This is a genomic window from Rhodococcus sp. ACS1 (assembly GCF_002300155.1).
GTDB classification, from domain to species: Bacteria; Actinomycetota; Actinomycetes; order Mycobacteriales; family Mycobacteriaceae; genus Rhodococcus_F; species Rhodococcus_F koreensis.
This window is the reverse complement of record NZ_NSDZ01000002.1, coordinates 530301-556054: the sequence shown is the minus strand read 5'-3', so window position 1 is coordinate 556054 and position 25754 is coordinate 530301. Positions and strand designations below refer to the sequence as shown.

At 71.0% G+C, this 25754-nt stretch carries 17 protein-coding genes; 5 read left to right on the top strand and 12 right to left on the bottom strand.

From position 1 onward, the window contains the following. The first annotated feature begins 352 nt into the window (after positions 1–352). Both CJ179_RS09880 and CJ179_RS09875 read left to right on the top strand, forming a co-directional pair. A complete protein-coding gene (locus CJ179_RS09880; protein WP_241031512.1) occupies positions 353–1063 on the top strand; it encodes a hypothetical protein in 711 nt (236 codons plus the stop codon). Next, positions 1060–1761 carry a hypothetical protein gene (locus CJ179_RS09875; RefSeq protein ID WP_095861307.1) on the top strand — a complete coding sequence of 234 codons (702 nt, stop codon included), beginning with the start codon at positions 1060–1062 and terminating at the stop codon, positions 1759–1761. The genes CJ179_RS09880 and CJ179_RS09875 overlap by 4 nt, the downstream gene beginning before the upstream one ends. Positions 1762–1849: 88 nt before the next feature. Here the strand turns inward: CJ179_RS09875 and CJ179_RS09870 are convergent, their stop codons facing one another. The 5 genes from CJ179_RS09870 to CJ179_RS09850 form a co-directional block, all read right to left on the bottom strand. Then, positions 1850–3160 (bottom strand): S1 family peptidase, encoded by a 1311-nt coding sequence (locus CJ179_RS09870; protein WP_095861306.1) that lies wholly within the window; start codon positions 3158–3160, stop codon positions 1850–1852. A 258-nt stretch (positions 3161–3418) separates the two neighbouring features. Then, positions 3419–4738 (bottom strand): S1 family peptidase, encoded by a 1320-nt coding sequence (locus CJ179_RS09865; RefSeq protein WP_072937433.1) that lies wholly within the window; start codon positions 4736–4738, stop codon positions 3419–3421. Between the two features lie 112 nt (positions 4739–4850). Further along, on the bottom strand, positions 4851–5996 hold the full coding sequence (locus CJ179_RS09860) for a hypothetical protein (protein ID WP_095861305.1): 1146 nt from the start codon (positions 5994–5996) through the stop codon (positions 4851–4853). Positions 5997–6115: 119 nt separating this feature from the next. Then, on the bottom strand, positions 6116–8074 hold the full coding sequence (locus CJ179_RS09855; RefSeq protein ID WP_095861304.1) for a LuxR C-terminal-related transcriptional regulator: 1959 nt from the start codon (positions 8072–8074) through the stop codon (positions 6116–6118). A 6-nt stretch (positions 8075–8080) separates the two neighbouring features. Continuing rightward, positions 8081–9928, bottom strand: coding sequence for an Hsp70 family protein (locus CJ179_RS09850; RefSeq protein WP_095861303.1), 1848 nt, complete (start codon positions 9926–9928; stop codon positions 8081–8083). 358 nt (positions 9929–10286) lie between these two features. Here CJ179_RS09850 and CJ179_RS09845 point away from each other — a divergent pair, with 358 nt between their 5' ends. The 3 genes from CJ179_RS09845 (at position 10287) to CJ179_RS09835 (ending at position 17062) form a co-directional block, all read left to right on the top strand. After that, positions 10287–13556: an IniB N-terminal domain-containing protein gene (locus CJ179_RS09845; RefSeq protein WP_095861302.1), complete on the top strand. Its 3270-nt coding sequence runs from the start codon at positions 10287–10289 to the stop codon at positions 13554–13556. A 168-nt stretch (positions 13557–13724) separates the two neighbouring features. Further along, complete coding sequence (locus CJ179_RS09840; RefSeq protein ID WP_095861301.1) at positions 13725–15569, top strand: dynamin family protein; 1845 nt, start codon at positions 13725–13727, stop codon at positions 15567–15569. Continuing rightward, positions 15566–17062 carry a dynamin family protein gene (locus tag CJ179_RS09835; RefSeq protein WP_072937413.1) on the top strand — a complete coding sequence of 499 codons (1497 nt, stop codon included), beginning with the start codon at positions 15566–15568 and terminating at the stop codon, positions 17060–17062. The genes CJ179_RS09840 and CJ179_RS09835 overlap by 4 nt, the downstream gene beginning before the upstream one ends. Positions 17063–17067: 5 nt before the next feature. Here the strand turns inward: CJ179_RS09835 and CJ179_RS09830 are convergent, their stop codons facing one another. The 7 genes from CJ179_RS09830 to CJ179_RS09800 are packed head-to-tail and all read right to left on the bottom strand — an operon-like array spanning position 17068 to position 25752. Then, a complete protein-coding gene (locus tag CJ179_RS09830) occupies positions 17068–18387 on the bottom strand; it encodes a DUF2252 domain-containing protein (RefSeq protein WP_072937412.1) in 1320 nt (439 codons plus the stop codon). Between the two features lie 26 nt (positions 18388–18413). Continuing rightward, positions 18414–19406, bottom strand: a complete 993-nt coding sequence (gene galE, locus CJ179_RS09825; RefSeq protein WP_095861300.1) for a UDP-glucose 4-epimerase GalE — start codon at positions 19404–19406, stop codon at positions 18414–18416. A gap of 13 nt (positions 19407–19419) precedes the next feature. Beyond that, entirely contained in the window at positions 19420–20502 is a 1083-nt protein-coding gene (locus CJ179_RS09820) for an ABC transporter ATP-binding protein (RefSeq protein WP_095861299.1), read from the bottom strand. Positions 20503–20530: 28 nt separating this feature from the next. Next, positions 20531–21721: a galactokinase gene (gene galK, locus CJ179_RS09815; RefSeq protein ID WP_095861298.1), complete on the bottom strand. Its 1191-nt coding sequence runs from the start codon at positions 21719–21721 to the stop codon at positions 20531–20533. Further along, on the bottom strand, positions 21718–22884 hold the full coding sequence (gene galT, locus CJ179_RS09810) for a galactose-1-phosphate uridylyltransferase (protein WP_095861297.1): 1167 nt from the start codon (positions 22882–22884) through the stop codon (positions 21718–21720). Before galT ends, galK begins: the two co-directional genes overlap by 4 nt. Then, positions 22871–23677, bottom strand: a complete 807-nt coding sequence (locus CJ179_RS09805) for a DeoR/GlpR family DNA-binding transcription regulator (RefSeq protein ID WP_095861296.1) — start codon at positions 23675–23677, stop codon at positions 22871–22873. Before CJ179_RS09805 ends, galT begins: the two co-directional genes overlap by 14 nt. Then, positions 23674–25752 carry a beta-galactosidase gene (locus CJ179_RS09800; protein ID WP_095861295.1) on the bottom strand — a complete coding sequence of 693 codons (2079 nt, stop codon included), beginning with the start codon at positions 25750–25752 and terminating at the stop codon, positions 23674–23676. Before CJ179_RS09800 ends, CJ179_RS09805 begins: the two co-directional genes overlap by 4 nt. Positions 25753–25754: the final 2 nt, after the last annotated feature.

Below are 25754 nucleotides of genomic sequence, written 5' to 3'. Positions count from 1 at the left end.
GTATGAGTATTCATGGCGGAACTGTTCGGAATCCTGGCCGACATCTTCGGCTACGTGATCACGATCGTGACTGTCGGTCCGAAGCTGCTCTGATGTCTTCGCGAGAAGTCTGCACGCTTTCCGGCACCACGAAATGGGTGAAGTAGCCGCACGGCTGCAGCACCCCTGACACCGCCCGTCCTCCTTCCGGAGGCGGGCGGTTCGTCGTCGTATGCACTTTCCGAAAGTGAACCTCGTCACAGCGGCGGAGCTGGCCTGCCGGATTTGCCAATGCTTAGGCTAACCTTCGTCCGTCACAGCGCTGCTCTTGAAACGGGTCTCGATGAACCTCCGACGGTTTACTGCCACATCCATGCTCGTCGTCGCGGCGATGGGAGTCGGGGCGGCCACGTCATACGCCGATCCAGCCGCCGCACCCCGGCCGGCAGCGGAACAGGGCATCCCGAACATCAACTACCAGACCGCTCGTGACGGCGACGCCGCTGTGGCCACCCTCGACGCCGGCGCCTTCTCGATCAACGCCGCGAACGACACCGTCGACGTCGTCGACGACGGTGGCCGCGTCGTAGCGTCCATTCCCACGTTCTTCCGGGTCGACGACCTGCAGCATCCCTTCGCCGTCGCGGTCGACGAGTCCGCGCGTGTCCTGCGACTCGTCCCGAACATGGATCCCTCCGCAGCGACACCCGTCCCCGTGTCGGAACGGCTGACCCTCGACGACGTCGCCGCACCCCAGGACAAACAGGAACGCGACGAGCGCGCACTCGACGACTTCCAGCAGCAACTCGGAATCACGACCGCGATCACCGCGATCGTCGCCGCCATCATCGGCGGGGCGATCGGCTGCGCGGTCGGCATCATCCCCGGCACGGCGGCGCTGGTGATTCCGTTCCTCGGTCTTGCCGGGCCGGTGGCGGGATGCATCGGAGGGGCGCTGATCGTGGCGCCCGTCGTCGCGCTCGCCGGCACCATCGTGGTCGGCGGCGGCGCCCTGGTCGTCCTGGGTATCCAGTACTTCAACACCATCAACAGCCCGTTCGTCGCACCGGCACCCGCGGCATGAGCGGCCGGTTTGCACGGAACCTGCGGGCCGTCACCGGAGCAGCGTTCCTCGTCGTCGCCTCCCTCGGCATCTCCGCAGGGACGGCACATGCAGCGCCGCTGACGCAGCAGGATTCGCCCGACATCGGGTACAAGGCGCACGCCGAGGGTGAGTCCGTGATCACGTCGATCGACGCGGGCGCGTTCCGGATCACCGACACCCGGGAAGCGATCGAGGTGGTGGACGGCAGCGGCAAGGTGGTTGCTGCGCTGCCGCTCACGATTCGGCTCGGTGATGTCGTGTATCCGATCGACGCCGATCTCGACGGCCGCACGGTGAAACTCACCCCGCAGATTCCCGACGACGTTGCGGCGTCACTGAAATCGGTGGCGCAGGACGGATTCGACACACAGAAAGAGCGCGACGACGTCGCGCTGGCCGACTTCAACAGCTATCTCGGCTACGCGACGCTGATCGGCGGCCTGATCTTCGGGGTGATCTTCGGCGTCGTGGGTCTCGCCGTCGGGTGCGGGCTACTCGCCGTGACCGTGATCGGCACTCCCGTGGGATGCCTCGGCGGCCTCATGGCGGGATTCGCCGCCGGCGGGCTCGCCGGAACCATCTTCGTCGGTGGCGCCGCGCTCGTGATCCTCGGAATCCAGTACCTGATCACCATCAACACGCCGTTCGTTCCGCCCGCGCCGGAACCCACCGCCTGATCGGTTCGTACGCAGCCCACCAGTGCGCCGACGACAACGGCCCGCCTCCCCGAAGGGAAGCGGGCCGTCGTCGTCGGTAGGCGTTGCGTTACGAGGTGCGGACGCGCAGACCCGGATTCTCCGCCAGCACCTCGTTGATCGGCGTGGCGAACAACTCGGGGCTCTCGCCGAGGACGAACGTGACGACGTCCGCGACCTGGCAGATCGGGTACTGCCCGACGTTGGAGGCGCTCGAGATTCCGAGGGCCAGCGTGCCGGTCACGATCGTGCCGCCGCTGTCGCCCTGCAGGGCGCACATGCTCGTCGAGAAGCTGTCGGCCAGCGTGCGCTCACCGACGGAGACGGTCTGCGCCACGGACGTGACGCGACCGCAGGTGAAGCCGGTGGTCAGACCCGACTTGCACACCGGGGCGCCGACGACCGGGTCGGCGGTTCCCGTGATCGCGACCGGCGCCGCACCGGGCACCCGGACGCCGTTGTTCTCGAACCGGCGGGCGGCGTCGTCGTCGGCCCGGATGATCGAGTAGTCGTGGATGTCCAGGCTGGTCTTGGCGAACGTGCCGATCCGCGGACCGGTGCCACCCGGGACCAGGGAGAACGCCTCCGACGCCTCCGCGGTGCCTGCAGCGGCCCGGTTGGGGTCGCAGTGCCCTGCCGTGATGTTCACCGGCCTGCCCGAGCCGTCGGTGCCGTTGAACCCGAGCGAGCAGCGCAGCCCGACTCCGCCGCCGAGCGAGCCGTACGCGTCGCCGCCCAGCAGGGCGTCGGCGGGCAGCGGTTCGGCGATGGGGGTGAGATCGGTGGACGGCAATGGAGCGGCCGTCGCAGGCGACTGCACGACGCGGGCGCCCTTCAGGAAGTCCGGAAGCTGCAACCCGCCGACGTTGTCGGCGCGGAGCACGAGATCGTTGTTCACGATGTCGATGGCGACGCCGCGAACGAGATCGGCGACGGCGGGCGGCTGGGTGTCGAGCCAACCGTCGAGCGACTTCACCTGCTGCTGCAGGCTGCTCTCGCTCTGCGCCACATCCTTCACCTGGAAGCCGGCCTTCTCGGCTGCGGCGACCGCAGCCTCCTTGTCGGCGCCGTCGGCGAGCCCCACGATCGGGGTGCCTGCGTTGTCGAGCCACGTTCCGGCGAAGGCGTCCGGGAACTGGGTGCGGGCGATCTTCGCGAACTCGGCCAGCTTCTGGCCCAGCTCGGAGTGCTCCAGGTACTGGTCCGGGCTCAGCGACAGATCACGCGAAATTGCGTCGATCAGTTCCGCGGGCAGCTTGGCGGCCTGGCCGGACACTCCCGGCTCGACCGGATCGGCCTGAGCGGAGGCGGTGACCGGACCGAGGAGCAGCAGCGCGGCGGAGCCGAACACGGCGGCACGACGTGCGATGGAGCTTCGCATGGGGGCCTTTCTATGTTGTTTGTTCGCAGTTGCCTCGCGGGCGCACGCGAATACGACCCCCCTGACAGGTAAGGCCGTACACAGTCGGAGTCGACTATATGGGTTCGCCCCGTCTATTCCCACCTGTAACACTCTCGGCGGACGACGCCGCTGGACAAAGCGGACACCGGACAGCCGGGGCGCTTCTGCCGTACACACACCTGCGCCCGGTGTCCGAGACGAAACGGGCACCGGGCGCAGGGTGAAAGCGGTGGCGAACTAGTCGGAGATGGTGCGCACGCGCATCCCGGATCCGACCGTGTCCACGATGTCCGCGACCGGGATGCCGAGGCTGGCCGTGCCACCCTCCGGTGCCAGCACCAGGTTCGCCTCCGTGCAGTTGGGGGCGCCGCTGGCATTGGAACCACTCGTGATGCCCAGTGCGAGAGTGCCGGTGACGATGGCACCGCCGCTGTCACCCGCGAGGGTGCAGGCGGTGCCCGCGAAACCGTTGATCACGCGGCTCGAACCGTCGGCCACGAACAACTGCGTCTCGACGTGATCGGCGGCGACCACACCACACGTGAACGACGACGTCTGGCCCGACTTGCAGATCGGGGCGCCGACGACGGGACGGGCGGTGCCGGTGATCTCCAGGGTGGTGCCGTTCGCGCCGCGCACCGCGGGACGGTCCAGGCCGGCCTTGACACCCGCGTCGTTCAGCTTGATCACCGAGTAGTCGAGCTTGTCGGCCGGGTTACCCACCGACGACTTCGAGAACACGCCGATCTGCTGGCTGTCGTCGACGTTCTGGTGATTGGGGAGGAACACCGGCGACTGCTGACCCTCGGCGGGGTTGCAGTGCCCGGCGCTGATGTTGACGGCCTGGCCGCTGTCGTCGACGGCGTTGAAGCCGAGCGAGCAGACGGAGATCTCCGAGATCGGCGTCTTCGGCAGTTCGCCCGCGGTGGTGATGTACGTGTCGCCGGCGAGGGGACCCCGCTCCACCGGACCGCCGCCGCCGGGGCTCAGCATCACCTTGACGTTGGCGAGCAGCGTCGGCAGGTTCAGCGCTTGGCCGACGGGGCTGTTGACGACGTCGATGACGACGCGGTTGTCGAGAACGTCGATCGACGCGGAGTTGACCTGGGAAGCCACGTCCTTCGGCAGTCCCGCGATCCAGCCGTTCACGTCGGAGAGGGTCTTCTCCAGGCCGTTCGCGGACACCGGCGCAATGCGGGTGTCGTACCCGGCCTTGGCTGCGGCGTCGGCGGCCTCGTTCGTGGTGACCGCGACGACGGGCTTGCCGTCGAGGCCGATCCACGCCCCGGCGAAGTCGTCGGGATGCTGCTCCCGGAAATCCTCGGCGTAACTACCCAGCTCCTGTGCCTTCGCGGCGCGGTCGAGGTATTCCTGCGGGCTGATCTTCAGGTCGCGGGTAATGGCCTCGACGAGTTCGGCCGGCAACTTGTCGGCGCTCAGCTGCGTGGTGTCGGGCTGCGTAACAGGGTCGGCCTGGGCGGCAGTGGAAAACGGAAAGAGAAGAAGCATTGCCGAGGCGCCTACAACAGCGGCGCGGTGCGCCAGCACGTTACGCATGAAATCCCTTCTGCACGGAATCCGTTCACTGGGGATTCCTTCTGGGGTGGGTATCAGCGCCCCACCTTAAGCTACGGACGGGTCGACCCGTCGGGGAGGTGCGACCGAAGCCTCACTGACCTGGCGTTTTCAGCGCAGGCAGCACCGGAGTCGTCGTGGTGGTCGCGGCCAGCGGTTCCTTCGTCGTCGTGGTGGTGGTGGTTGTCTCCGGCGGTGTCGTCGTGGTCGTCGCGGCGGTGGTCGTCGTGGTGGTCTGGGGGACCGTGGTGATCGAGGGAAGGGTGATCACCGGCGTCGTCGTCGTGGTCGTCGTCGGCGGGGGCGGCGGCACGAACACGGACGTCCTCTCCACCGGGGCGGGCGGGGGAGCGACCGGGATCGGGGCCTCGAACTCCGTCGTCACGGCCACCTCCTGCGTGCTCGCCGTCGGGAAGACCGCGGGTGCGACCGGTGTGGGTCGCGCGGTCGACGTCGTCACCGACGCGGTCTGGGCGTCCTGGATCGACGGGACCGCGGTGCTGTTCTTGCCGGTGAGCGCGAACGCGACCGCCCCACCGGCCACCACCAGTGCGGCCGCGGCGACACCGGCGATGATCAGTGGCCGACGGTCGGGGCGCTTGGCGGCTGCGGTCGGTGCGCTCGCCTCGGTCTCGGCCGGCGGAGACGCGTCGGCGGACGCAGCCGCCGCCGCGGGCACCGCCGTCACAGCGGAGTACGCGGTGTGCAACGGGGCCTCGACGACGGGAATCGACTCGGTGTCGGCGCTCGTGTCCTCGTCGGTCAGGGCCAGCCCGGCCGCCAGCAGCGCCGCACCGTGGGCCGGGGACTCCGGCGACGCGGCGAGCGCCACCGACTCCGGGATGAGAGTTGCGTCGCCCAGACCCATGTAGTCGAGGGATTCACGCAGCTTCGTGACGATCTCCGGCGCCCAGTCCGACGGATGGGTCGCGGTGACCTTCACCGTGCCGGACAGTCCGTCCGACGCCTCCCGGAACAGGCAGAACATCGCCGTCGCGACGAGGTCCTCGGCGCGGGTCAGGGAACCCGCGTACTCGATGCCCGCGGGCTCACCGACGCGTGCGAGGAAGTCGCGGACGGCGCCGGTCGACTCCGTGCCGGGGTCGCCGAGCTGAACAGTGCCGTCCGGGGCCGTGAACAGCACGGACGGGTGTTCGATCGTCCTCACGTCGGTTCCGGAAGCGGTCACCACCGCCGTGGAAACCGAATCGCCGACGGTGAGTCCGACTCCGGTGGTCATGGAAGATCCTTACTGGCACGGTTCGAGAGGTGCGTCATCGCACCACGTGCACAGTGTGTCGCGCGCCGATGCCGAATGGTTACATACGGCACCCGGGAGTGCTTGTTAACCGCCGGCGGTTAACAAGCACTCACAGGTGGCGGAGCCGCAGACCCGTGGCCCATCGCACGCAGCATCGACAGCAGTTCCGACCGCGACCCGGCGCCCAGCCGCCGGCGGATCCGGGCGACGTGGTGCTCGATCGTCTTCGCGGAGATGTAGAGGCGCGACCCAATCTCCCGGTACGTCAGCCCCTGGACGAGCAGTTCGGCGACCTCCGCCTCGCGGTCGGTGAGCGACCCCGGCGTGCTCGGGCTCGGCACGACCGCGGAGTCGGTGCCGTTGCCGGCGGACGTCGGCTGGCGCAGGGCCCGGGCGACCTGCAGCAGGGTGGTCGCCGCCCGGGTGTCGGAGGCGCGCAACGCGGCCTCACCGGCGAGGCGCGCGCCGTCCCACGGCAGGCCGATCCGGTCGAGGGTGCGGGCCGCGTCCTCGACGGTGGCGGCGTCGATGTCGCCCTGCAGCACGCGCAGCCAGGCGCGACCGGCGGCGGCGAGCCCGGACGCGTACGTGCTGACCTTGGCGGCCTCGCCGAGTGCGCGGGCGTGGGGCATCAGATCGGCGGGGCATTCGGCGAGGATCGAGGCCTGCACGCCGTACCAGTGCAGCGCCGACCCCCACATCGCCGGTTCGCCGAGGGTCCGCAGCAACGACCGGGCGTCCTCGACGAGGTGGGTGATCCGCCCGGGTTCGCCGACCCGGATCGCGGTGAGCCACAGTTCGCCGAGCGGCAGCAGGCTCAGCAGGTCCACCGAGTACTCGGCGAGCACGCCCTGCGCGCCCGCCCACGCCTGGAGCAGGGCCGCGTTGTCTCCGGTGCGCCGCGCCAGCCCGACCCGCAGGCCGTGGACGAACAGCAGATCGCGCTGGTGCATCGACGCGGCGTCGAGACCGTCGAGCCGGGACTGCGCCGACGTGAGGTCGCCGCGGACCATCGACGTCCACGCGGTGAGCAGTTGGTGCCGGTTCGCGGTGACACTGCCGGGGCGCTCGGCTTCCCGGGCCCGGGTGAGGACGGCGTCCGCGTGGGCGAGTTCGCCGCAGTGGAGTGCGGCGAGGGCGGTGATCGCGGCGGGGGAGTCGGGCAGCATCCGGGGCCGCGACGCGCGGCCGGGCAGCGACAGGGCGCGGGTCAGTGAGTTCAGTGCCGCATTCGCGGACGCGGTCACCGACTGCACGAGTCCGGTCGCGACGAGGGCGGCGCCGGCGGTGGCGGCGGTGGGGGGTGCGCCCGCGCTCGTCGTGAGAACGGCTTCGGCGTCGTCGAGTCGGCCCGCGACCACGAGGACGGAGGCGGCGAGGGGGGCGTCGGCGCCCGCCCGGTCCGCGCCGAGCCAGGCGTACAGTTCGGCGCTGCGGTCGATCATGCCGCAGAACGCGGCGCCTGCGGCCGAAATGCGTACGGCCGCAGCGAGTTCCGGGCCGTCGACGGTCGCGGATCGTTCGAGGACGGAATCGGCCAGCCCGACCGCGGTGTCGAGGTCACCGTTCAGGGCGCTCGCCTCGGCGTACGCGACGACGGCCGTGTCGCGGAGCTTGCCGACCCGGCCCGCTTCGGCGTACAGCGCGACGGCGACGGCCGGTTCGGCGAGTTCGGCCTGGGCGCAGAGGAATTGGCTCAATTTTTCGCTGGGTGTGCCGGTCGCGGCCACCGCGCGGGCGACGGGAAGCGTGAGCGTTCCGCCGTCGACGTGATGGGCGAGCAGGCGGCGGGCCAGCATGTGCAGGCGGTTCTCGCCGAGCGTGGTCATGAGGCGCGTGTGGTCCGCGAGAACCAGCGTGTCCCGTTCGTCGACCCAGCCGTCCGAACGGAGCGCGTCGACGGCCGCGCGGGCACGGTCGGGTTCGACGTCGAGTACCCGGGCGACGACGGTCTCGTCGAGGTCGCTGCCGAGTAGAACCAGTGCGAGAGCGGAGAGTTGCGGGCTGTCGAGGTCCGCGAGTTCCGTGGGAGGGAGCGGTGAGGGCAGCGTGGACACGTCGCCCTATCCGCCGTTGCCGAGGACGCCGGGCACCAGGCCGGTGACTCCGCCGACGACGCCGCCGACCGTGTCGCCCACGCCGTTGACGGTGTTACCCACCGCGCCGGCACCGCCGACGATGGTGTTGGCGATCGCGGCGCCGCCGTCGGACGGAACGCTCGGTGCCGGAGCGGGCGCAGGTGCCGGCGCGGGGGCGGGTGCGGGTGCCGGTGCGGGTGCGGGTGCGGGGGCAGGCGCCGCAGCGGCGGGGGCCGGGGCCGTGCCGGGCGCCGCGACAGCCGGTGGGGCCGCGGCGGGTGCGACGGTGCCGGGTGGGACGGTGCCGGGTGCGGCGACCGGAGTCGCGACGCCGGCCGCGGTGCCGGGGACACCGGTTGCGGCGGCGACACCCGCAGCCTCGGTGCCGGGTGCGACGGCGCCTGTCGCGGCGGCCTCCGCCGGAAGACCGGACGTGGAGGCGGCGCCCGCCGACGTGCCCGACGACTGCGAGGTGGTCGAACCCGAACTGGATGTGGACGCCGGTGCGACGTCGAAGACCGTGCCGAGCGACAGCCCGCCCGCAGCAAGCAGGGCGATGGCGGCGACGGATGCGGAGATGATCCCGGCCTTCTTCTTGCGCGACATCCCGGTGGGGGCGGGGTCGACGGGTCTCGGTGCGGGAGGCCGGGCGGCGAGGACGACGGTGTCGGCGTCCGATTCGACGGCCGGGACGGCGGCGGGCGCTGCCGTGGCAGGCGCGGCGGTGGGAACGACGACCGGCATCCGCGCGACGGTCGGGGCGGCGGCGCGTCCCGCATCCCGGTCGGCGGCGAGCAGCGCGGCACCCAGGGCGGCGGTGTGGCCCGGACGTTCGGCCGCGACGACAGGAACCCGCAGTTCCGCGGACAGAAGTTCGGCGACGAGCGGGATCGCGGCGCTGCCGCCGGTGAGTACCACCTGGGTGACGTCGCTGGATTCGAGGCCTGCGGCGTGGATGCTCTCGCGGACCAGCGTCACCGAGTCCTGGAGGGGTTCGCGGATGAGGTCTTCGAGTTCCGAGCGCACCAGCCGCACATCGGTGGAGATGCCGGGCAGTTCGATGCCGATGGTGGCCTCGGTGTCGGAGGACAGTGCCTCCTTCGCCGCGGTGCACCGGGTCCGCAGGCGGGTCAGCGCGGCGACGGTGTCGGGGGCGAACGGGTCGATGTCGCCGAACTCGTCGGCGACGTTGCCGAGGACGTACTGCATGGCGGCGTGGTCGAAGTGGGCGCCGCCGAAGTCCTCGGACCGCACCGGCTTGCCGAGGACCCCGGTTTCCGTGCCATGTGCGTCCGAACGGAACAGGGTGATGTCGAGTGAGGTGCCGCCGAGGTCGTAGATGACGGTCAACGCGTCGCCGAGGGTGCCGCGGGTCCGTTCGAGCCACGTCATCACCGCCTGCGCCTCCGACACGAGGGTGGCGTCCGCGACGCCGGCCTGCTCGAGCGCGTCGGCGAGGACGCCGACGGTGTACGGCGGCCAGACGGTCGGGTGGGCGACGACGGTGGCCGGGAGGCCGTGCCTGCCGGATGCCGCCTCGTGCACGATGCAGCTCACGGCGGTGGCCACGAGGTCTTCGCCGGAGTAGGTCGAGCCGTCGTCGGTGAGGATCCCGACCGGGTCGCCGACGCGGTTCGCGAAGTCGGACACCGTCACCGCATCCGGTTCGCCGCCGTCGGCGCCGAGTACGGGTGCGCGGTCGGGGGAGAGGTGCAGAACACTCGCGCGGGACAGGACGGTGAGGTCGGCGGCATCCGTCACGCTCGCCCCGTCCGTGTCGACGGCGGCCACCGTATTGACCGATCCGACACCGATGCCGAGCGCTGCAGCCATGTTCCACTCCTGTGGTCCGGGCGGGCGTCACGCCGCCTGTGTCAGGCGGACGGTGCCGCCGTCGTATGTGACGGCCGGGGCCGTCGTGGTCACTCGAATTGTCGCGTGCGGCGGCCGTTTCGTTACGCCGATGCGCAGGTCGACGGCAGTTACGGGGCCGATCCCCTAATGCCCCCTCATCCCCTAACGGCGAGGCTCCGACCCCCGGTGGGAGATCCCCGATACCGGGGTCCGCGAGTAGGGGGCGCCGCCCCGTTGGGAAGGGGGCCGCCGATCCATAACGTGTATTTCACTCGCCGTCACAGCAGTTGTGGTGGCCACCCGAACTCCCCGAACCTCGACCACAGGAGAGATTGCCATGGCTACCAACGCCGTCCTCGACTTCATCCTCGGCCTTCTTCGCGACGAGCAGGCTGCGGCGGCCTACTGCGCCAACCCGACCGACGCGCTGTGCGCTGCCGGTCTGCAGGGTGTGAGCCACGCGGACATCGTCTCCGTCGCTCCGCTGGTCGCGGAGTCGGGACTGTTCGCGGGCAGCGGGGCCGACCTGGCAGCGATCGTCAACGCCGGTGCCGACGTCGCCGGTGACGTCGCCGGCGGTATCGGCGCAGGTGTCGGCGGCGGTCTCGGTGGCGGCCTGGGCGCCGGCCTCGGTCTCGGCGGCGGCCTCGGCGGTGCGGTCGGTCTCGGAGCCGGCGCGGGCCTCGGCCTGGGTGCCGGCCTGGGCGGCGACTTCGACTTCGCCGCGGAACTGGCGGCCGGCCTGAGCGCCGCGCTCGGTGCCGCACTGGAGATCGGCGGCGAGATCGGTGCACAGCTCGGTGCCGCGCTGGGTGCGGCCCTCGACGCGGCACTGTCTCTCACCGGTGGCGTCGACCTCGGCAGTGCACTCGACCTCGGCGCCACGATCAGCGGAGCCCTCGGAGGAGCGCTCGGGCTGGGCGCCGACCTGACCGCGCAGCTCGCCACCACCCTCACCGCGGCGATCACGGCCCTGCCGGTGGTCAACGTCGCCGGTGGTCTCACCGGGATCCTCGCGCCGGCCCTGTCGATCGGCGGCGACCTGGGCGCCGAGCTGGGTGCGGCTCTCGGTGCCGCCCTCGCCAGCGTCGTCGACCTCGGTGGCAGCGTGGACGGCGACATCCTCACCGGAGTCGGTGCCGGCCTCGACCTCGGTGGCGTGCTCGGAACGACCCTCGGCAGCGTGCTCGGTGTGGACGCCGGTCTCGGTGGCACGCTGGGCGGCGCCCTCGACGCGGCGATCGGCGCCGGCGGCGGATTGGGCGCGACCCTCGAAGGCCTGCTCGGCGGTGACCTGCTCGGCGACGTCGCCGGTTCGCTCGGCGGAGTCCTCGGCACCGACCTCGGCGCGGTCCTCGGTGGCGCGCTCGGCGGTGTCCTCGGTGCGGGCGGTGACCTCGGTGCAGACCTCGGTGGCGCCCTCGGCGCGACGCTCGGTTCGATCGCCGACCTGGGCGGCGGACTGGACCTCGACGCGATCCTCGGTGCGGGCGGCAGCCTCGGCGGTGCCCTGAGCGGGCTGCTCGGCGGTGAACTCGGAGTCGGCGGCGACCTCACGGCCGGTCTGGGTACCGCACTGGACGCGGTGCTCGGTGCCGGCGGCGGACTCGACCTCGGTGCCGTGCTCGGTGCCGACGGCGGCCTCGGTGGCGCGCTGAGCGGCATCCTCGGCGGCGTCCTCGGCGCCGGCGGCGACGTCAGCGGTGACCTCGGTGGAGCCCTGGGCGGTCTGCTCGGCGGCGCCCTCGATCTGGACGGCGGCCTCGGCGGCGCACTGTCCGGTGCACTCGGCAGCGGACTGGGACTGGACGCCGCACTCGGCACGGTCCTCGGCGGCGCCCTCGGCCTGGACGGTGGCCTGGCCACCCAACTGGGCAGCACTCTCGACGCCGCGCTCGGTGCCGGCGGCGTGACGGGCATCGACCTGGGCGGCCTGCTGGACGGCGGACTGGACCTCGGCCTGGGCGGCGACCTCGGCCTCGGCGGAGAACTGACTTCCGAGCTGACCACGGCACTGAGCGGTGCCCTCGGTCTGGGCGGCGACGCAGGCGCGAACCTGGGCACGGTCCTGGGCGGCGCACTGGAGAGCGGTCTCGGGCTGGGCGGCGTCCTCGACACCGGTGCCGATCTGGGAACCACGATCAGCAGCGCGCTCGGCGGAGTGCTCGGAGTCGACGGTGACGCCACCGCGGGCCTCGGCGCGGCGCTCGACGCGGTGCTCGGCGCGGACGGCGGAGTCGACCTCGGCGGGGCGACCGACCTGGGTGGTCTGCTCGGCGGTGCGTTCGGTGCCGGCGGCGCCGCGGGCGCCGATCTCGGCGCGGCCCTCGGCGGTGTGCTCGGCGGTGCGCTCGAGACCGGCGGCGCCCTCGACCTCGACAGCGTCCTCGGCGCGGAGGGAAGCATCGGCAGCACGCTGGGCACCGCTCTCGGCGGCGTCCTCGGCGCGGACGGCGGCCTCAGCGCGACCCTCGGTTCCGCACTGGAGACGGCACTGGAGGCCGGTGGCGGGCTCGATCTCGACTCCGCTCTGGACGCCGACCTCGGACTCGACGCCGCGGCCGGTGTTGGCGGCGCCCTGGACGGTGCGCTCGACGCGGGCACCGGTCTCGCGGGTGGCCTGACGAGCGGCATCGACGGCGCGCTGGGCGGGCTGCTCGACGTGGGCACTGACGTCACGGGCAACGTGGGCGGCGCCGTCGGCGGCGGTGTGGCGGGCGGCGCGGACGCAGCGGCCGGCATCGGTGCCGGTGTCGCGGCGGGAGTCGGTGCGGTTGCCGACGCCGGCGCAGACCTGGGCGGCAGCCTCGGAACCAACCTGGTCGGCGGACTGGACACGGCCGGTGGCCTGGGCGCCGGTCTGACCAGCGGCCTCACCGGTGGTCTGGGTGGAATCTTCGACACCGGTGCGGGCCTCGGCTCCGCACTGACCGGCAGCGTCGGCGGTGCCGTCGATGCGGTCGGTGAGGCAGGCGCCTCGGTCGGCGCGGTCGCCGACGCCGGTGCGAGCCTGGACGCGAACCTCGGCGGCACCGTGGACGCCGCTGCCGGAATCGGCGGTGACGTGGCCGGCGGACTGGAAGGCAGCGTGGACAGCGCCGTCGACGCCACCGCAGGTCTGACCGGGGGCCTGGACGCCACCACCGACGCGGCCGCCGATCTCGGCGCCGGACTGTCCGGTGGCGTGGGCGGTCTCGGATCGCTCGGCACCTCGGTCGGCGGCGCCCTCGACGGTGCCGTCGGTGGAGCGGTCGACGGCGGAGCGGCAGTGGGCGGCGCCCTCGACGGCGCAGCGTCCGCCGGTGGATCGGTCGCGGGTGGCGCTTCCGCAGGCGGTTCCGCCGCCGCGGACGGTTCCGCGGACCTCGGAGCGGTCGGCGGCGCCGTCGTCGACACCACCGGTTCGATCGCCGGCGGCCTCGGATCCACCCTGGGCGGTGCCGTCGACACCGGGGCCGACACCTGGTCGTCGATCGACGCGGACAACGCGTTCGGCGCCGACTCGGGCCTGCACGCCGACACCGACGGTTCGCTGTTCGGTGACACCGACTCCTCGGTGGACCTCTCGCACGACGTCACGGGCGTGGTCGATCACCTCGAGCCGTGATGAGCCGGCGGTTCCGGCATCCCCCAGACGGGGCGGCCGGGACCGCCGTACGATGTAACGAAATCAGCCCCGGACGCGTTATGCGTGCGGGGCTGTTTCACAGTCGGGTGTCGGGGCACCGAACAGGTGCCCGCACGAGGTCGGAAGAATTGCGGGTCAACGAAGCTCATGGACAGTGCAGCCGCCGAGAAGAGTCCAGCCCGATCCCAGTCGATGACGGCGCTGCTCGAGCAGGCCCTGGACGTGGCGAAGCGGTTCGGTCGCGGCGACCTGGCCCAGCGCCTGGATTCCGCCCGGGGCCGGGTGCAGGATCCGCGGATGCGGATCGTGGTGGTCGGGCCGCTGAAGCAGGGCAAGAGCCAGTTCGTGAATTCGCTTCTCAATCTCACCGTGTGCTCGGTGGGCGACGACGAGACCACGGCGATCCCCACCGTCGTCCAGAACGCGGAGACGGCGTCGGTGGAGCTGGTCCTCGCCGATCCGGGCGCCGACCCGATCCGGGTGCCGCTGCCACTCGACGAGCTGAACGGCATCACCCCGGCCTCACCCCGCGCCGGGGGCCGGGAGGTGCTGCGCGTCGAGGTGAACGTCCCGAGCCCGCTGCTCGCCGACGGGCTGGTCCTCGTCGACACCCCCGGGGTGGGCGGTGCAGGCAACCCGCACGCCGCGAGCACGCTCGGACTGATTCCGGCGTCGGACGCCGTGTTCGTCCTGTCGGACGCCAGCCAGGAATTCACCGAGCCGGAGCTCGGTTTCATCCGCCAGGTCACGAGCCTGTGCCCGTCGGTGGCCTGCCTGATCAGCAAGACCGACCTGTACCCGCACTGGCGCGAGATCGTCGAGGCGGATCGCGGGCATCTCGCGCGCGCAGGTCTGGACGTTCCCCTGATCCCGATCTCCTCGGTGCTGCGTTCGCACGCGCTGCGACTGCAGGACGAGGAACTCAACACCGAATCCGGTTTCGTCGAGCTGTACGCGTTCCTGCGCGACCGGGTGGTGGCGCGTGCGGAGGCGAATACCCGCCGGGCCGTGTCGCTGGACGTGTCCTCCGCCGCCGAGCATCTGACCCTGGGGATCGGCAGTGAGCTTGCCGCCCTGCGTGATCCGGCGAAGGGCGTCGCCGCGGTCGCGGAACTGCAGAAGGCGAAGGCGGCCGCCGAGGAACTGCACAAGAAGACGTCGCTGTGGCAGCAGACGCTCGGCGACGGCATCGCCGACCTGGCCGCGGACATCGACCACGACCTCCGGGACCGGTTGCGCCGCGTCACCCGGGAGGCGGAGGAGACGGTGGACGAGGGCGATCCCGGCAAGGACTGGGACGCGCTGGGCCAGTGGCTCGAGCAGGAATTCGCCACCGCGATCGGCGACAACTTCGTCTGGGCCCACGACCGCGCGCTGTGGCTGGCCGAGGTGGTGGCGCAGCACTTCGCGGAGACGGGTGCCGTCGAACTGCCGCACCTGGACGTCGCGAACGTGGACGGCGTCCTCGAACCGGTGGCGTCGCTCGCCGACCTCGAGGCCGGACGCATCGGCATCACGCAGAAGGTCCTCGTCGGGATGCGCGGCTCCTACGGCGGCGTCCTCATGTTCGGTCTGATCACCACCATGATGGGGATGGCCCTGGTCAATCCGATCTCGATCGGCGCGGGAGTCCTGCTGGGCACCAAGGCATACCGGGAAGACCGGGAGAGCCGGATCCTGAAGCGGCGGGCGGAGGCGAAGACCGCGATCCGCCGGTTCGCGGACGACGCCAGCTTCCAGGTGGGCAAGGAGTCGAAGGATCGGCTCCGGTCGATCCAACGGTTGCTGCGCGACCACTTCACCGCGATCGCCGAGCAGGCGCTGCGGTCGATCAACGAGTCGCTGCGGGCCGCGCAGGAGGCGGCGAACCTCGAGTCCACCGAGCGGACCCGCCGCATCGCGCAACTCGAGAAGGATCTGCACGTCGCCTCCGAGCTGAAACAGCAGGCCGCGCAACTCGTCGCAGGCGATGTGGGAGCGGTCACGGCATGACCGCCGCTCCGCTCCAGGAAGCCCGGGCACTCATCGCCTCGGCCCGGCAGTTGTACGCCGGCCGCCCCGAGATCCGGGATCAGCTGACCGAATGCGCCCGGCGACTGGAACAACCGCTGCGGGTGGCCCTGGCCGGTTCGCTGAAGGCCGGCAAGTCCACTCTGCTCAATTCCCTGGTGGGGCAGGACATCGCGCCCACCGACGCGACCGAGTGCACCCGCGTCGTCACCTGGTATCGCAGCGGGTCGACGCCGACCGTGACGGCCTGGTACCAGCCGGACCCGGGCACCGGCGGTCAGCGTTCGGCGAACGTCCCGGTGCTGCGCCGGGACGGACATCTCACGTTCGACCTCGGTCATCTCACCGCCGATCAGGTGGACCGCCTCGACGTGGAGTGGCCGTCGTCCGCGCTGGCGCACACCACGATCATCGACACCCCAGGCACGTCCTCGCTGTCGCGGGACGTCTCGGCCCGCACGCTCGAGATGCTCACCCCGGACAACGAGGCGTCCGGCGCCGACGCCGTGGTCTACCTGCTGCGCACCCTCAACGCGACCGACGTCCAGTTCCTCGGTCAGATCGGCGACCACGTCGGCGACGAATCGGGACCGCTCGGTGTGGTCGGGGTCGTGTCGCGGGCCGACGAGGTGGGGGCCGGACGCCTGGACGCCATGATGTCCGCGAAGGAGGTGGCGTCCCGGTTCGCGGGCGAACTCGAGCGCACCGGGCTGTGCCAGGCCGTCGTCCCCGTCGCGGGTCTGCTGGCGCTCGGTGCCCGCACGATGCGTCAGGCCGAGTTCACCGCGTTCCAGCATCTCGCCGAGGTCCCGGTGGACGACCTGAACCTGGCGATGCTGTCGGCCGACCGGTTCGCCCGTGAGGACAGTCCGCTTCCCGTGGACGCCCGGATGCGGGCCCAGCTGGCGGATCGCTTCGGGCTCTTCGGGATCCGGATGGCCGTCACCCTGATCCGGCTGGGCACCAAGGACTCGCCGACGCTGGCGGCCGAACTGGTGGAACGCAGCGGTCTCGACGAACTGCGCCAGGTGATCGACATCCAGTTCGGGCAGCGGGCCGATCAGCTGAAGACCCACTCGGCGCTGGTGGCACTCAAGCGGGTCCTGACGGCGCATCCGGTGCCGGGGGCGGGCGAGATCCTGATATCGGCCGAACGACTGCTGTCCGACGTGCACGGTTTCCAGGAACTGCGCCTGCTCGGGCGGCTGCGCTCCACCGAGGTGGGGCTGCCCGCCGACGACGTGGCCGAACTGCAGCGCCTGATCGGCGGGTTCGGCATCCAGATCCCGGAACGGCTGGGCACCGACGGCGACGACTCCGTGGAGTTGCAGCGGATGCGGGCACTCGCCGCGGTACGGAAGTGGCGCGAACGCGCACGGCACCCGTTGCTCGACCAGTTCACGGCGAGGGCCTGCACCGTCGCCGCCCGCAGCGCGGAAGGTGTTCTGGAGGAACTGAACACGGTCCGCCTGTAGGCGGGTCAGGTCGCGGACACGCCCGCGATCTCACCCTCCCGGAACGCGTCCACGAACAGCTGGTGGTCCTTGCGGCTCACCTCGGCGTACGCGATGCCGAAGTCGATGATCTCGCCGACGAACTCGTCCAGCCTGCCGTCGACGACGTTCTGGATCGCGTCCTCGGTCTGGAACGTGACCAGGGTCTGATCGCTGTCTTCGTCGGAGACGCAGTGCACCTTCGCCGTCGCCCGGCCGAGGTCCTCGAGCACCGGCACGATGTCCTCCGGTTCGGTGAGGTCGGACCAGTCGAGGTCCAGTTCGTACGGGGAGAGTTCGGCGACCACGAAACCGGTGTCACCGATCTCGGTGTAGCCGAGCAGCGGATCGGTGTGGACCTGCAGAGCCCGCTGACTCACCACCGTGCGGTGGCCTTCGTGCTCGAAGTAGTCGCGGACACGGGGTTCGTCGACGACGCGGCTGGGCGCGGCGACGTTGCCCTGCTTGAGGGACAGCACGATGTCGTTCTCGAGCGCCTGCGTCGCCCCTTCGATGAGCACGTTGTACGCCGGGAGGCCGGCGCTGCCGATCCCGAAACCTTTCCGCCCGACCACGTCCTTGACCCGGTAGAACACCGGTCGCGCGGATCGTTTGCTGCGGGGCACCCTCTCGATGTACGTCTCGAGCGCCTCGCACACGGTCGTGCGTTCGTCCTCGTCGAGTTCGCGGACTCCGCGGCCCCGCCGGAAACGCCGGTCGTAGTCCTCGATCACCGTGACGGATTCGAGCAGGTCCACCCGGGTGGCGAGGCGCGCGCTCAGCAGCAGATCCTGGATTGCGCCGCGCGAATTGTCCAGGCGCAGTGCGTACGCCTCGTCCGCCTCCCGTTGCACGTACTGCAGGACGTGCGCGACGTAACTGCGCAGATAGGTGTCGGCGAGTGCCCGGACATCACTCTCGGGGAGGGCCTTCTGCCAGCCCATCAGTGCGAGACTCGCGACGAACCGGCGAAGATCCCAGCTGAACGGCCCCACGTACGCCTCGTCGAAATCGTTGACGTCGAAGACGAGGGTGCCCTCCGAATTCATGTACGTGCCGAAATTCTCCAGGTGCAGATCGCCGTGAATCCACACGCGGCCGGTGCGCTCGTCCGCCCACGGATCGTCGAAGTCACGCAGATCGTCGTAGAAGAGGCAGGCGCTGCCCCGGTAGAAGGCGAACGGATCGGCGGCCATCTTCCGGAACTTCGTGCGAAACGCGCTCGGGTCCGCCTCCATCAGACCGGCGAAGGCCTCGACGAGGACCTCCACGATCCGGCCCTGCCTCGTGGAATCGTCGACGTCCACAGCAGCCTCCTTCTCGCGGCGACCGGTCACGACCGCACGGAACCACGGTAGCGTTCCCGCGCCCCCAGCGACTGCAGATACGTCCACGCATCGGCCACGATCGCATCGAGGTCCGTGTAGCTCGGCCGCCAGCCCAGTTCGGCCTGCACACGGGCACCCGACGCGACGAGCACCGCCGGATCGCCGGCGCGGCGCGGGGCGTCCCGGGTGGCGATGGTTCGGCCCGTCACGCGTTCGCAGGACGAGATCACCTCCCGCACACTGAACCCGGTGCCGGTGCCGAGGTTGTAGATCCGGTGCGTTCCGGGCTGGGCGGATTCGAGCGCGAGGACGTGCGCCTCGGCCAGGTCGCGGATGTGGATGTAGTCGCGGACGGCGGTGCCGTCGGGGGTGGGCCAGTCGGTGCCGAACACCGAGATCTCGTCGCGGTCCCCGGCCGCGACCTGCAGCACCAGCGGGATCAGGTGGGTCTCCACGCGACGGTTCTCGCCGAGACCGGCGTACGCGCCCGCGACGTTGAAGTACCGGAGGCTGCACGCCGCCAGCCCGTGGGCGTGCGCGTACGACGTGATCGCGTGGTCGATCGCCAGTTTGGTGGCACCGTACGGGTTGGTCGGCCGGGTCGGTGCGTCCTCGGTGATCGGCACGGAATCCGGCGAGCCGTACGTCGCCGCGGTGGAGGAGAACACCAGCCGGCCGGTGCCGGAGGAACGCATCGCCTCCAGCAGCGTCAGCGTCTTGACGACGTTGGCCTGCCAGTACGTTTCCGGGGTCTCCACCGATTCGCCGACGAGTGAGCGGGCGGCGAAATGCAACACGCCGTCGACATCCCCGGCGCCGAGAACGCGGTGGGCTGCGATCGCGACGTCGTCCTCGACGAACTCCGCCCCCGCCGGGACCGCGTCGGCATTGCCGGTCGACAGGTCGTCGACGATCACGACCGTGTGGCCGCACTCGAGCAGTCGCTGCGCGCAGACGCTGCCGACGTAACCGGCACCGCCGGTGACGAGAAGTTTCACTGTTTCCCCCCGGTCAGTCGCCGAGCCGGGCGCCGGTGGTGGGCGAGAAGAAGTGCAGGCGGGCCGGGTCCGGTGCCAGCCGGATCACGTCGCCCTTGGCCGGGGAGGCGGAGTCGCTGACCCGGGCGACGATGTCGTGTCCGCCGAGGTCACCGTCGCGAACGAGGCGTCCGTAGATGTAGGCGTCCGCGCCGAGTTCCTCCACCACGTCGACCTTCACCGCGGTGCCCTGATCGGACACGGTCCACGCCTCCGGGCGGACGCCGACGACGACCCGCCCGGTGTCCAGGGCGCCCAGCACCGACCGCTCGATCGGCGTCGACAGCGAACCGATCCGGGCGTCGCCGTGCACGACGTCGACCTCGAACAGATTCATGGCCGGTGATCCGATGAACCCGGCGACGAAGCTGTTGACCGGCTTCTCGTACAACGTCTTCGGGCTCGCGCACTGCTGCAGGACGCCCGCCTTCATGACGGCGACGCGGTCGCCCATGGTCATGGCCTCCACCTGGTCGTGGGTGACGTACACGGTGGTGGTGGCCAGTCGGCGCTGCAACAGTGAGATCTGGGTACGGGTCTGCACCCGGAGTTTCGCGTCGAGGTTGCTCAGCGGCTCGTCCATGAGGAACACCTGCGGGTTGCGGACGATCGCCCGGCCCATCGCGACTCGCTGTCGCTGCCCGCCGGACAGTGCCTTCGGTTTGCGGTTCAGGTAGTCGCCGAGATCGAGGATCTTGGCGGCCTCCTCGACGCGGCGGCCGATCTCGGCCTTGTCCATGCCGGCGATCTCGAGGGCGAATCCCATGTTCTTCGCGACCGTCATGTGGGGGTACAGGGCGTAGTTCTGGAACACCATCGCGATGTCCCGTTCCTTCGGGGCGAGGGCGGTGACGTCGCGTTCGCCGATGCGGATGGCGCCGTAGTCGACGTCCTCGAGGCCGGCGAGCATCCGCAGCGACGTCGACTTGCCGCACCCGGACGGGCCGACGAGGACGAGGAATTCGCCGTCCTCGATGTCGAGGTTCAGCGAATCGACCGCCGGCACATCGGAACCGGGGTACATCTTGGTGGCTGCGTCGTACGTGACTCGTGCCATGGTGTTCTCCTGGTCGTGGAAGGGGATCTCAGAGTCGGTGTGCCGAACCCGACGGCTCGGCGTGCAGGAACTGCGGTGTGGGCAGGGACGCGGTGTCGGCGCGTCGGGCGACGTTCTCGACGACGGCGTCGACCCGGTCGGTGGGCACGAGGGCGATCGCGGAGCCGCCGAAGCCGCCGCCGGTCATCCGGGCGCCCCAGGCGCCGGCCTCGCGGGCGGCGTCGACGGCGGAGTCGAGTTCGACGGAGCTGACCTCGTAGTCGTCGCGTAACGAGGCGTGGGAGCGGTTCAGTGCGTCGCCGATGTCGGCGATCCGGCCGCGGTCGAGCAGATCGGCGACCTCGTAGACGCGGCGGATCTCGCCGAGCACGTGCCGGGCCCGCTGCGCTGCCGGGGAACTCAGCGCCGCGACGGCCGCGTCGGCGTCGGCGACGTCGCGCAGGGTGGCGACGCCGAGGTCGGCGCAGGCCTTCTCGATGGTGGCGCGCCGGTTGCCGTACTGGCCGTCGACCAGCCGGTGCGGCGCGTTGGTGTCGATGACCACCAGCCGGGCACCCGCGGCGTCGAAGTCGAGCGGGACGTGCCTGCTCGCGCCGTCCCGGCAGTCGAGGAGCAGGGCGTGGCCGGGGCGGGCGAGCATCGCGACCGACTGGTCCATGCCGCCGGTGGAGGCGCCGGCGATCTCGTTCTCCGCGCGGATGGACGCGTCGATCAGCGGCCGGCGGCCGGACTCGTCCGTGGGCAGTCCGGCGAGGTCGGCGACGGCGAGCGCGAACGCGCACTCGAGCGCGGCAGAACTCGACAGCCCGGAGCCGACGGGGACCGTCGAATGCACCGCCACATCGAAACCCGTTTTCGCCGTGAGATGTCCGGACCGGCGCAGCGCCCACACCACCCCGGCGACGTACGCGGACCAGCCGGACGGGTGGCCCGGCGCGACGTCGGCGAGCGGGCCCTGCCAGGACTCGCCGGTGTGTGTCGACACGGCGTGCAGGATCCCGTCGTCCCGCACGCGGACGGCGACGACGGTGACGTAGGGGAGGGCGAACGGCAGGACCAGCCCGCCGGCGTAGTCGACGTGCTCGCCGATGAGGTTGACGCGGCCGGGTGCCGCCCAGACACCGTCCGCGTCGCCGCCGAACGTGCTGCGGAACAACGCCTCCGCGGTGCCGGTGACCGCGTGGACGTCGACGGGTTCGACCCACTGCGCCGCACTCACGACGCCACCTCCCGCAGCCGGTCGGCGATGCGCTCGGGGGTGGTGTCGTTGACCCACGCCCCCATCCCGGACTCGGATCCCGCCAGGTACTTCATCCGGCCGGGCGACCGCATCATCGAGAACAGCTGGAGGTGAAGCCGTCCGAGCAGGCGGTCCTCGCCGACGGGCGCCTGATGCCACGCGGCGATGTAGGGCACGGCGTCGACGCCCTCGAAGAAGCGGTCGACCCGCCGCAGCAGCTCGAGATACACCTGCGCGAGTTCGTCGCGTTCGCCGTCGGTCAGTTCGGTGAGGTCACGGACGTCGCGGTGGGGTGCGAGGTGCACCTCCAGCGGCCACCGGGAGGCGGCGGGAACGTACGCGGTCCAGTGTGCGCCGGCCAGGACCACCCTCCTGCCGGAGCGTGTTTCGGCGTCGAGGACGTCGGCGAGCAGCAGCCGCCCGGTGCTCTCGAAGTGCTCGCGGGAGCGCCGGATCAGCGCGTCCGTGCGCGGCGGCAGATACGGGTAGGCGTAGATCTGACCGTGCGGATGGGTGAGGGTGACACCGATTTCCTTGCCCCGGTTCTCGAAGCAGAACACCTGACGCACCCCGGGCAGCGCCGACAGTTCGGCGGTGCGGTCGGCCCAGACGTCGACGACGGTGCGGACCCGGTCGACACTCAGCGTGGAGAACGCGGCATCCGGGTTGCTGGTGAAGCAGACCACCTCGCACCTGCCCGCTCCCGGTGCCAGCGGCCACAGCGCTTCGCCGTCGACACAGTCGGGGAGGTCCTGGTTCGCGGCGGCCGTCGCGAGCGAGGGGAAGCGGTTCTCGAACACCACCACGTCGTAGTCGTCGGCCGGAATCTCGGTGGGCGCCTTGCCCGGCATGCTGGGGGCGAGTGGTGACGCGTCCGGCGGCGGCAGAAACGTGCGGTCCATCCGCTGGGCGGCGATGACCACCCATTCCCCGGTGAGCACGTCGAAACGCATCTGCGACTGCGACACCGCGGGCGGCAGCGGACGTGAATCCACCAGTTCTCGCGTGGCGCCGCCCGACACGTACGGCTCGGAGTCGTCGAAGTAGAGGAGTTCGCGGCCGTCCGCGAGAGTTGTCCGGGTCTTGCGCATCCGGACCCGCGCGGGGGCCTCCCGCGCCTCCTGTTCGTCACGCACGGTCATCGTCAAGTCCTTCCCGGTTCTCCCGTGTCACCACGAGATCGCCGACGTGGTCGGCGAGGGCTTCCTGGGCGGCGCGCTCGAGCCCGGCGTCGGTGATGAGGATGTCGACGTCGGACAGTGGGATCGTGTTCGCCAGCGCGGTCACCCCCCACTTCGTGTGGTCGGCGAGCACCACGACGCGGCGCGAAGACGCGACGAGCGCCTGATTGGTCTGGGCTTCCATCAGATTGGGGCAGGTCAGCCCCGAGTCGATCCCCATGCCGTGCGTGCCGAGGAACAGCATGTCCACGTGGATGCCGCGCAGGGCGGCGACCGTGAGCGGTCCGACGAGGGCGAACGACGGGGTGCGCTGACCTCCGGTGAGGAGGATGGTCTGGTCGTCGCGGCCGCCCTCGTGGAAGGCGTCGGCGACGGGCAGCGAATTGGTGACGACGGTGATGTCGGGGACGTCGAGGAGTTCGCGGGCGAGGGCGTGCGTCGTGGTGCCGCCGGAGATGCCCACCGACGTGCCCGGCCGCACCAGCCGGGCCGCGGCGCGGGCGATGGCCCGCTTGGCTTCACGGTCGAGTTCGGACTTCGCCGAGAACCCCGGTTCGTGGACGCTCGCCGAGCGCGGCAGCGTCACCCCGCCGTGCACCCGCTCGACGAGACCCTGCTCGACGAGTTCGTTGATGTCGCGGCGGATGGTCATGTCGGAGACCCCGAGCGTCGCGCCGAGGTCGACGACCTTCACCGCGCCGTGCGCGGTGACCTCGTCGAGGATCACCTGCTGGCGCTGACGTGCGAGCATCATGCGTCCGCCTTCCGTGTCGGGGCGCCGATGCCGGCGCTGTCTTCGCGAATCACAGCACAGTTGCCCGGTTCCAGCGTGAGCGGTCCGTCGACCACCCGTTCGGTCACGAGGTCGGTGCCGGACACGTCGACGGTCACCTTCTCGTTCGTGTGGTTGAGGACGAACAGCCACGACCCGTTCTCGCCCCGCCTGCGCACGATCTCGACGTCGGAGTGCTGCCCTGCATGCAGGTCGAGACCGGCTGTGGCGCAGATCGTCTCGGCGAGCCGCTCCAGGCCCCGCATGTCGGGAACGGTCGCGAGATACCAGGCGGCACCGTCGCCGACGGGACGCCGGGTCACTGCGGGCACGCCCTGCAGGTGTCCCTCGGTGTGGCGGGCGAGGACGTCCACGTCCTCGGCGACCGTGAGGTATTCGGTCCAGACGCGGGCCGTCGTGCCGTCGTCGAGGGCGACGGTCTCGTCGGCGCCGAGCGGAAAGAACTCCTCGGTCCGGACGCCGAGCAGGTCTCCGAACGCCCCCGGGTAGCCGCCGAGCCGGACGTGGTCGTCACGGTCCGCGATCCCGGAGAATGCCGTCACCAGAACCTGCGCGCCTGCGCGGGCCGCCGCCGAGATGCGGTCCGCCTCCTCGTCGCTGCACAGGTACATCGCGGGCACGACCAGAACCGAGTACCGGCCGAGGTCGGCGTCCGAGGGGACGACGTCGCAGGTCACCCCGGCGAACGCGCGGTGCATCTGCTCGGCGATCGTCATCGGCTGCATCAACCGCGACGGGTGCCCGTCCTGCTCGCATGCCCACTGCGACTCCCAGTCGAACAGAATGCCGACCGGGGCCTCGACGCGGCTGCCGGCGACCGGTTCGAGCCGGCGCAGGACGGCACCGAGCTGGACGACTCCACGCCACCGGGCGGAGTCGGTTCCCGCGTGCGGCACGAGGGCTGAGTGGAATTTCTCGGCTCCGGCCTGCGACGCGCGGAACTGGAAGAACGCGACACCGTCCGCGCCGCGAGCCACGTGGGCGAGGGAGTTGCGCAGCATCTCGCCGGGCGTCTTCGCCCGGTTGACCGGCTGCCAGTTGACGGCGCTCGTCGAATGCTCCATCAGCAGCCAGGGCTGTGAGCCGGCAATGCCGCGGGTGAGGTCGGCGGCGAACGACAGCCGGTGGTGGGCGGCGCCGTCACCGGTCGCGGGTCCGACCAGATAGTGGTCGGTGGAGACCAGGTCCTGTTCCGGCGCCCACTGCGCGTAGTTCATGTCGCCGGCGAGGGACTGCGGCGAGCCCATGCCCACCATGAAGTTCGTCGTCACCGGGACGTCGGGCGTGATGCGCCGCAACACCTCCCGCTCCGCGAGGTACTGGTCGAGGAGGGCGTCGGAGCAGAAGCGGCGCCAGTCCAGCAGATGGGTGGGGTTGCCGAACGTCGTGCTCGCGGCGGGCGGCACCACTTCGTCCCACGCGCTGTAGTGCTGGCTCCAGAACGTCGTGCCCCACGCCCGGTTGAGTTCGGTGAGGTCGCCGTAGCGACGTTGCAGCCACCGCCGGAACGCCCGCGCGCTGTCGGGGGAGTAGCAGCGCGAGTTGTGGCAGCCGAGTTCGTTGGACACGTGCCAGAGGGCGAGTGCCGGGTGGCCGCCGTAGCGGACGGCCATCTTCTCGACGAGGGTGAGGGAGTGGTCGCGGTAGATCGGGGAACTCGGGCTCCACGTCTGCCTGCTGCCGATCTCGTACCGGTAACCGCGTTCGTCCACGGGCCGGACCTCGGGATGCGCCGCCGTGAGCCAGGGGGGTGGGGACGCGGTGGCGGTGGCCAGGTCGACGCGGACGCCGCCGTCGTGCAGGAGGTCGAGGACGCGGTCGAGCCAGCCGAAATCCCACGTGTCGGGGGTGGGCTGCAGCCGGGCCCAGGAGAAGACGCCGACGGTCACGAAGTCGACACAAGCCTCGCGCATGAGTTCGACGTCGCGCTGCCAGACCTCTTCCGGCCACTGTTCGGGGTTGTAGTCACCGCCGAAGGAAATGCCCCGGGTCGGCCACCGCAGGTGCCGTCCGCGGGAATCGATCGCTGTGTGCATGC

Excerpts from the sequence above, each read along its gene's own strand:
- CJ179_RS09880 (WP_241031512.1), top strand. The coding sequence starts at position 353 with ATGCTCGTCGTCGCGGCGATGGGAGTCGGGGCGGCCACGTCATACGCC.
- CJ179_RS09800 (WP_095861295.1), bottom strand. The coding sequence starts at position 25,752 with ATGCACACAGCGATCGATTCCCGCGGACGGCACCTGCGGTGGCCGACC.
- CJ179_RS09805 (WP_095861296.1), bottom strand. The coding sequence starts at position 23,677 with ATGATGCTCGCACGTCAGCGCCAGCAGGTGATCCTCGACGAGGTCACC.
- CJ179_RS09835 (WP_072937413.1), top strand. The coding sequence starts at position 15,566 with ATGACCGCCGCTCCGCTCCAGGAAGCCCGGGCACTCATCGCCTCGGCC.
- CJ179_RS09850 (WP_095861303.1), bottom strand. The coding sequence starts at position 9,928 with ATGGCTGCAGCGCTCGGCATCGGTGTCGGATCGGTCAATACGGTGGCC.
- CJ179_RS09870 (WP_095861306.1), bottom strand. The coding sequence starts at position 3,160 with ATGCGAAGCTCCATCGCACGTCGTGCCGCCGTGTTCGGCTCCGCCGCG.
- CJ179_RS09865 (WP_072937433.1), bottom strand. The coding sequence starts at position 4,738 with ATGCGTAACGTGCTGGCGCACCGCGCCGCTGTTGTAGGCGCCTCGGCA.
- CJ179_RS09860 (WP_095861305.1), bottom strand. The coding sequence starts at position 5,996 with ATGACCACCGGAGTCGGACTCACCGTCGGCGATTCGGTTTCCACGGCG.
- galT (WP_095861297.1), bottom strand. The coding sequence starts at position 22,884 with ATGACCGTGCGTGACGAACAGGAGGCGCGGGAGGCCCCCGCGCGGGTC.
- CJ179_RS09840 (WP_095861301.1), top strand. The coding sequence starts at position 13,725 with ATGGACAGTGCAGCCGCCGAGAAGAGTCCAGCCCGATCCCAGTCGATG.
- CJ179_RS09875 (WP_095861307.1), top strand. The coding sequence starts at position 1,060 with ATGAGCGGCCGGTTTGCACGGAACCTGCGGGCCGTCACCGGAGCAGCG.
- CJ179_RS09820 (WP_095861299.1), bottom strand. The coding sequence starts at position 20,502 with ATGGCACGAGTCACGTACGACGCAGCCACCAAGATGTACCCCGGTTCC.
- CJ179_RS09845 (WP_095861302.1), top strand. The coding sequence starts at position 10,287 with ATGGCTACCAACGCCGTCCTCGACTTCATCCTCGGCCTTCTTCGCGAC.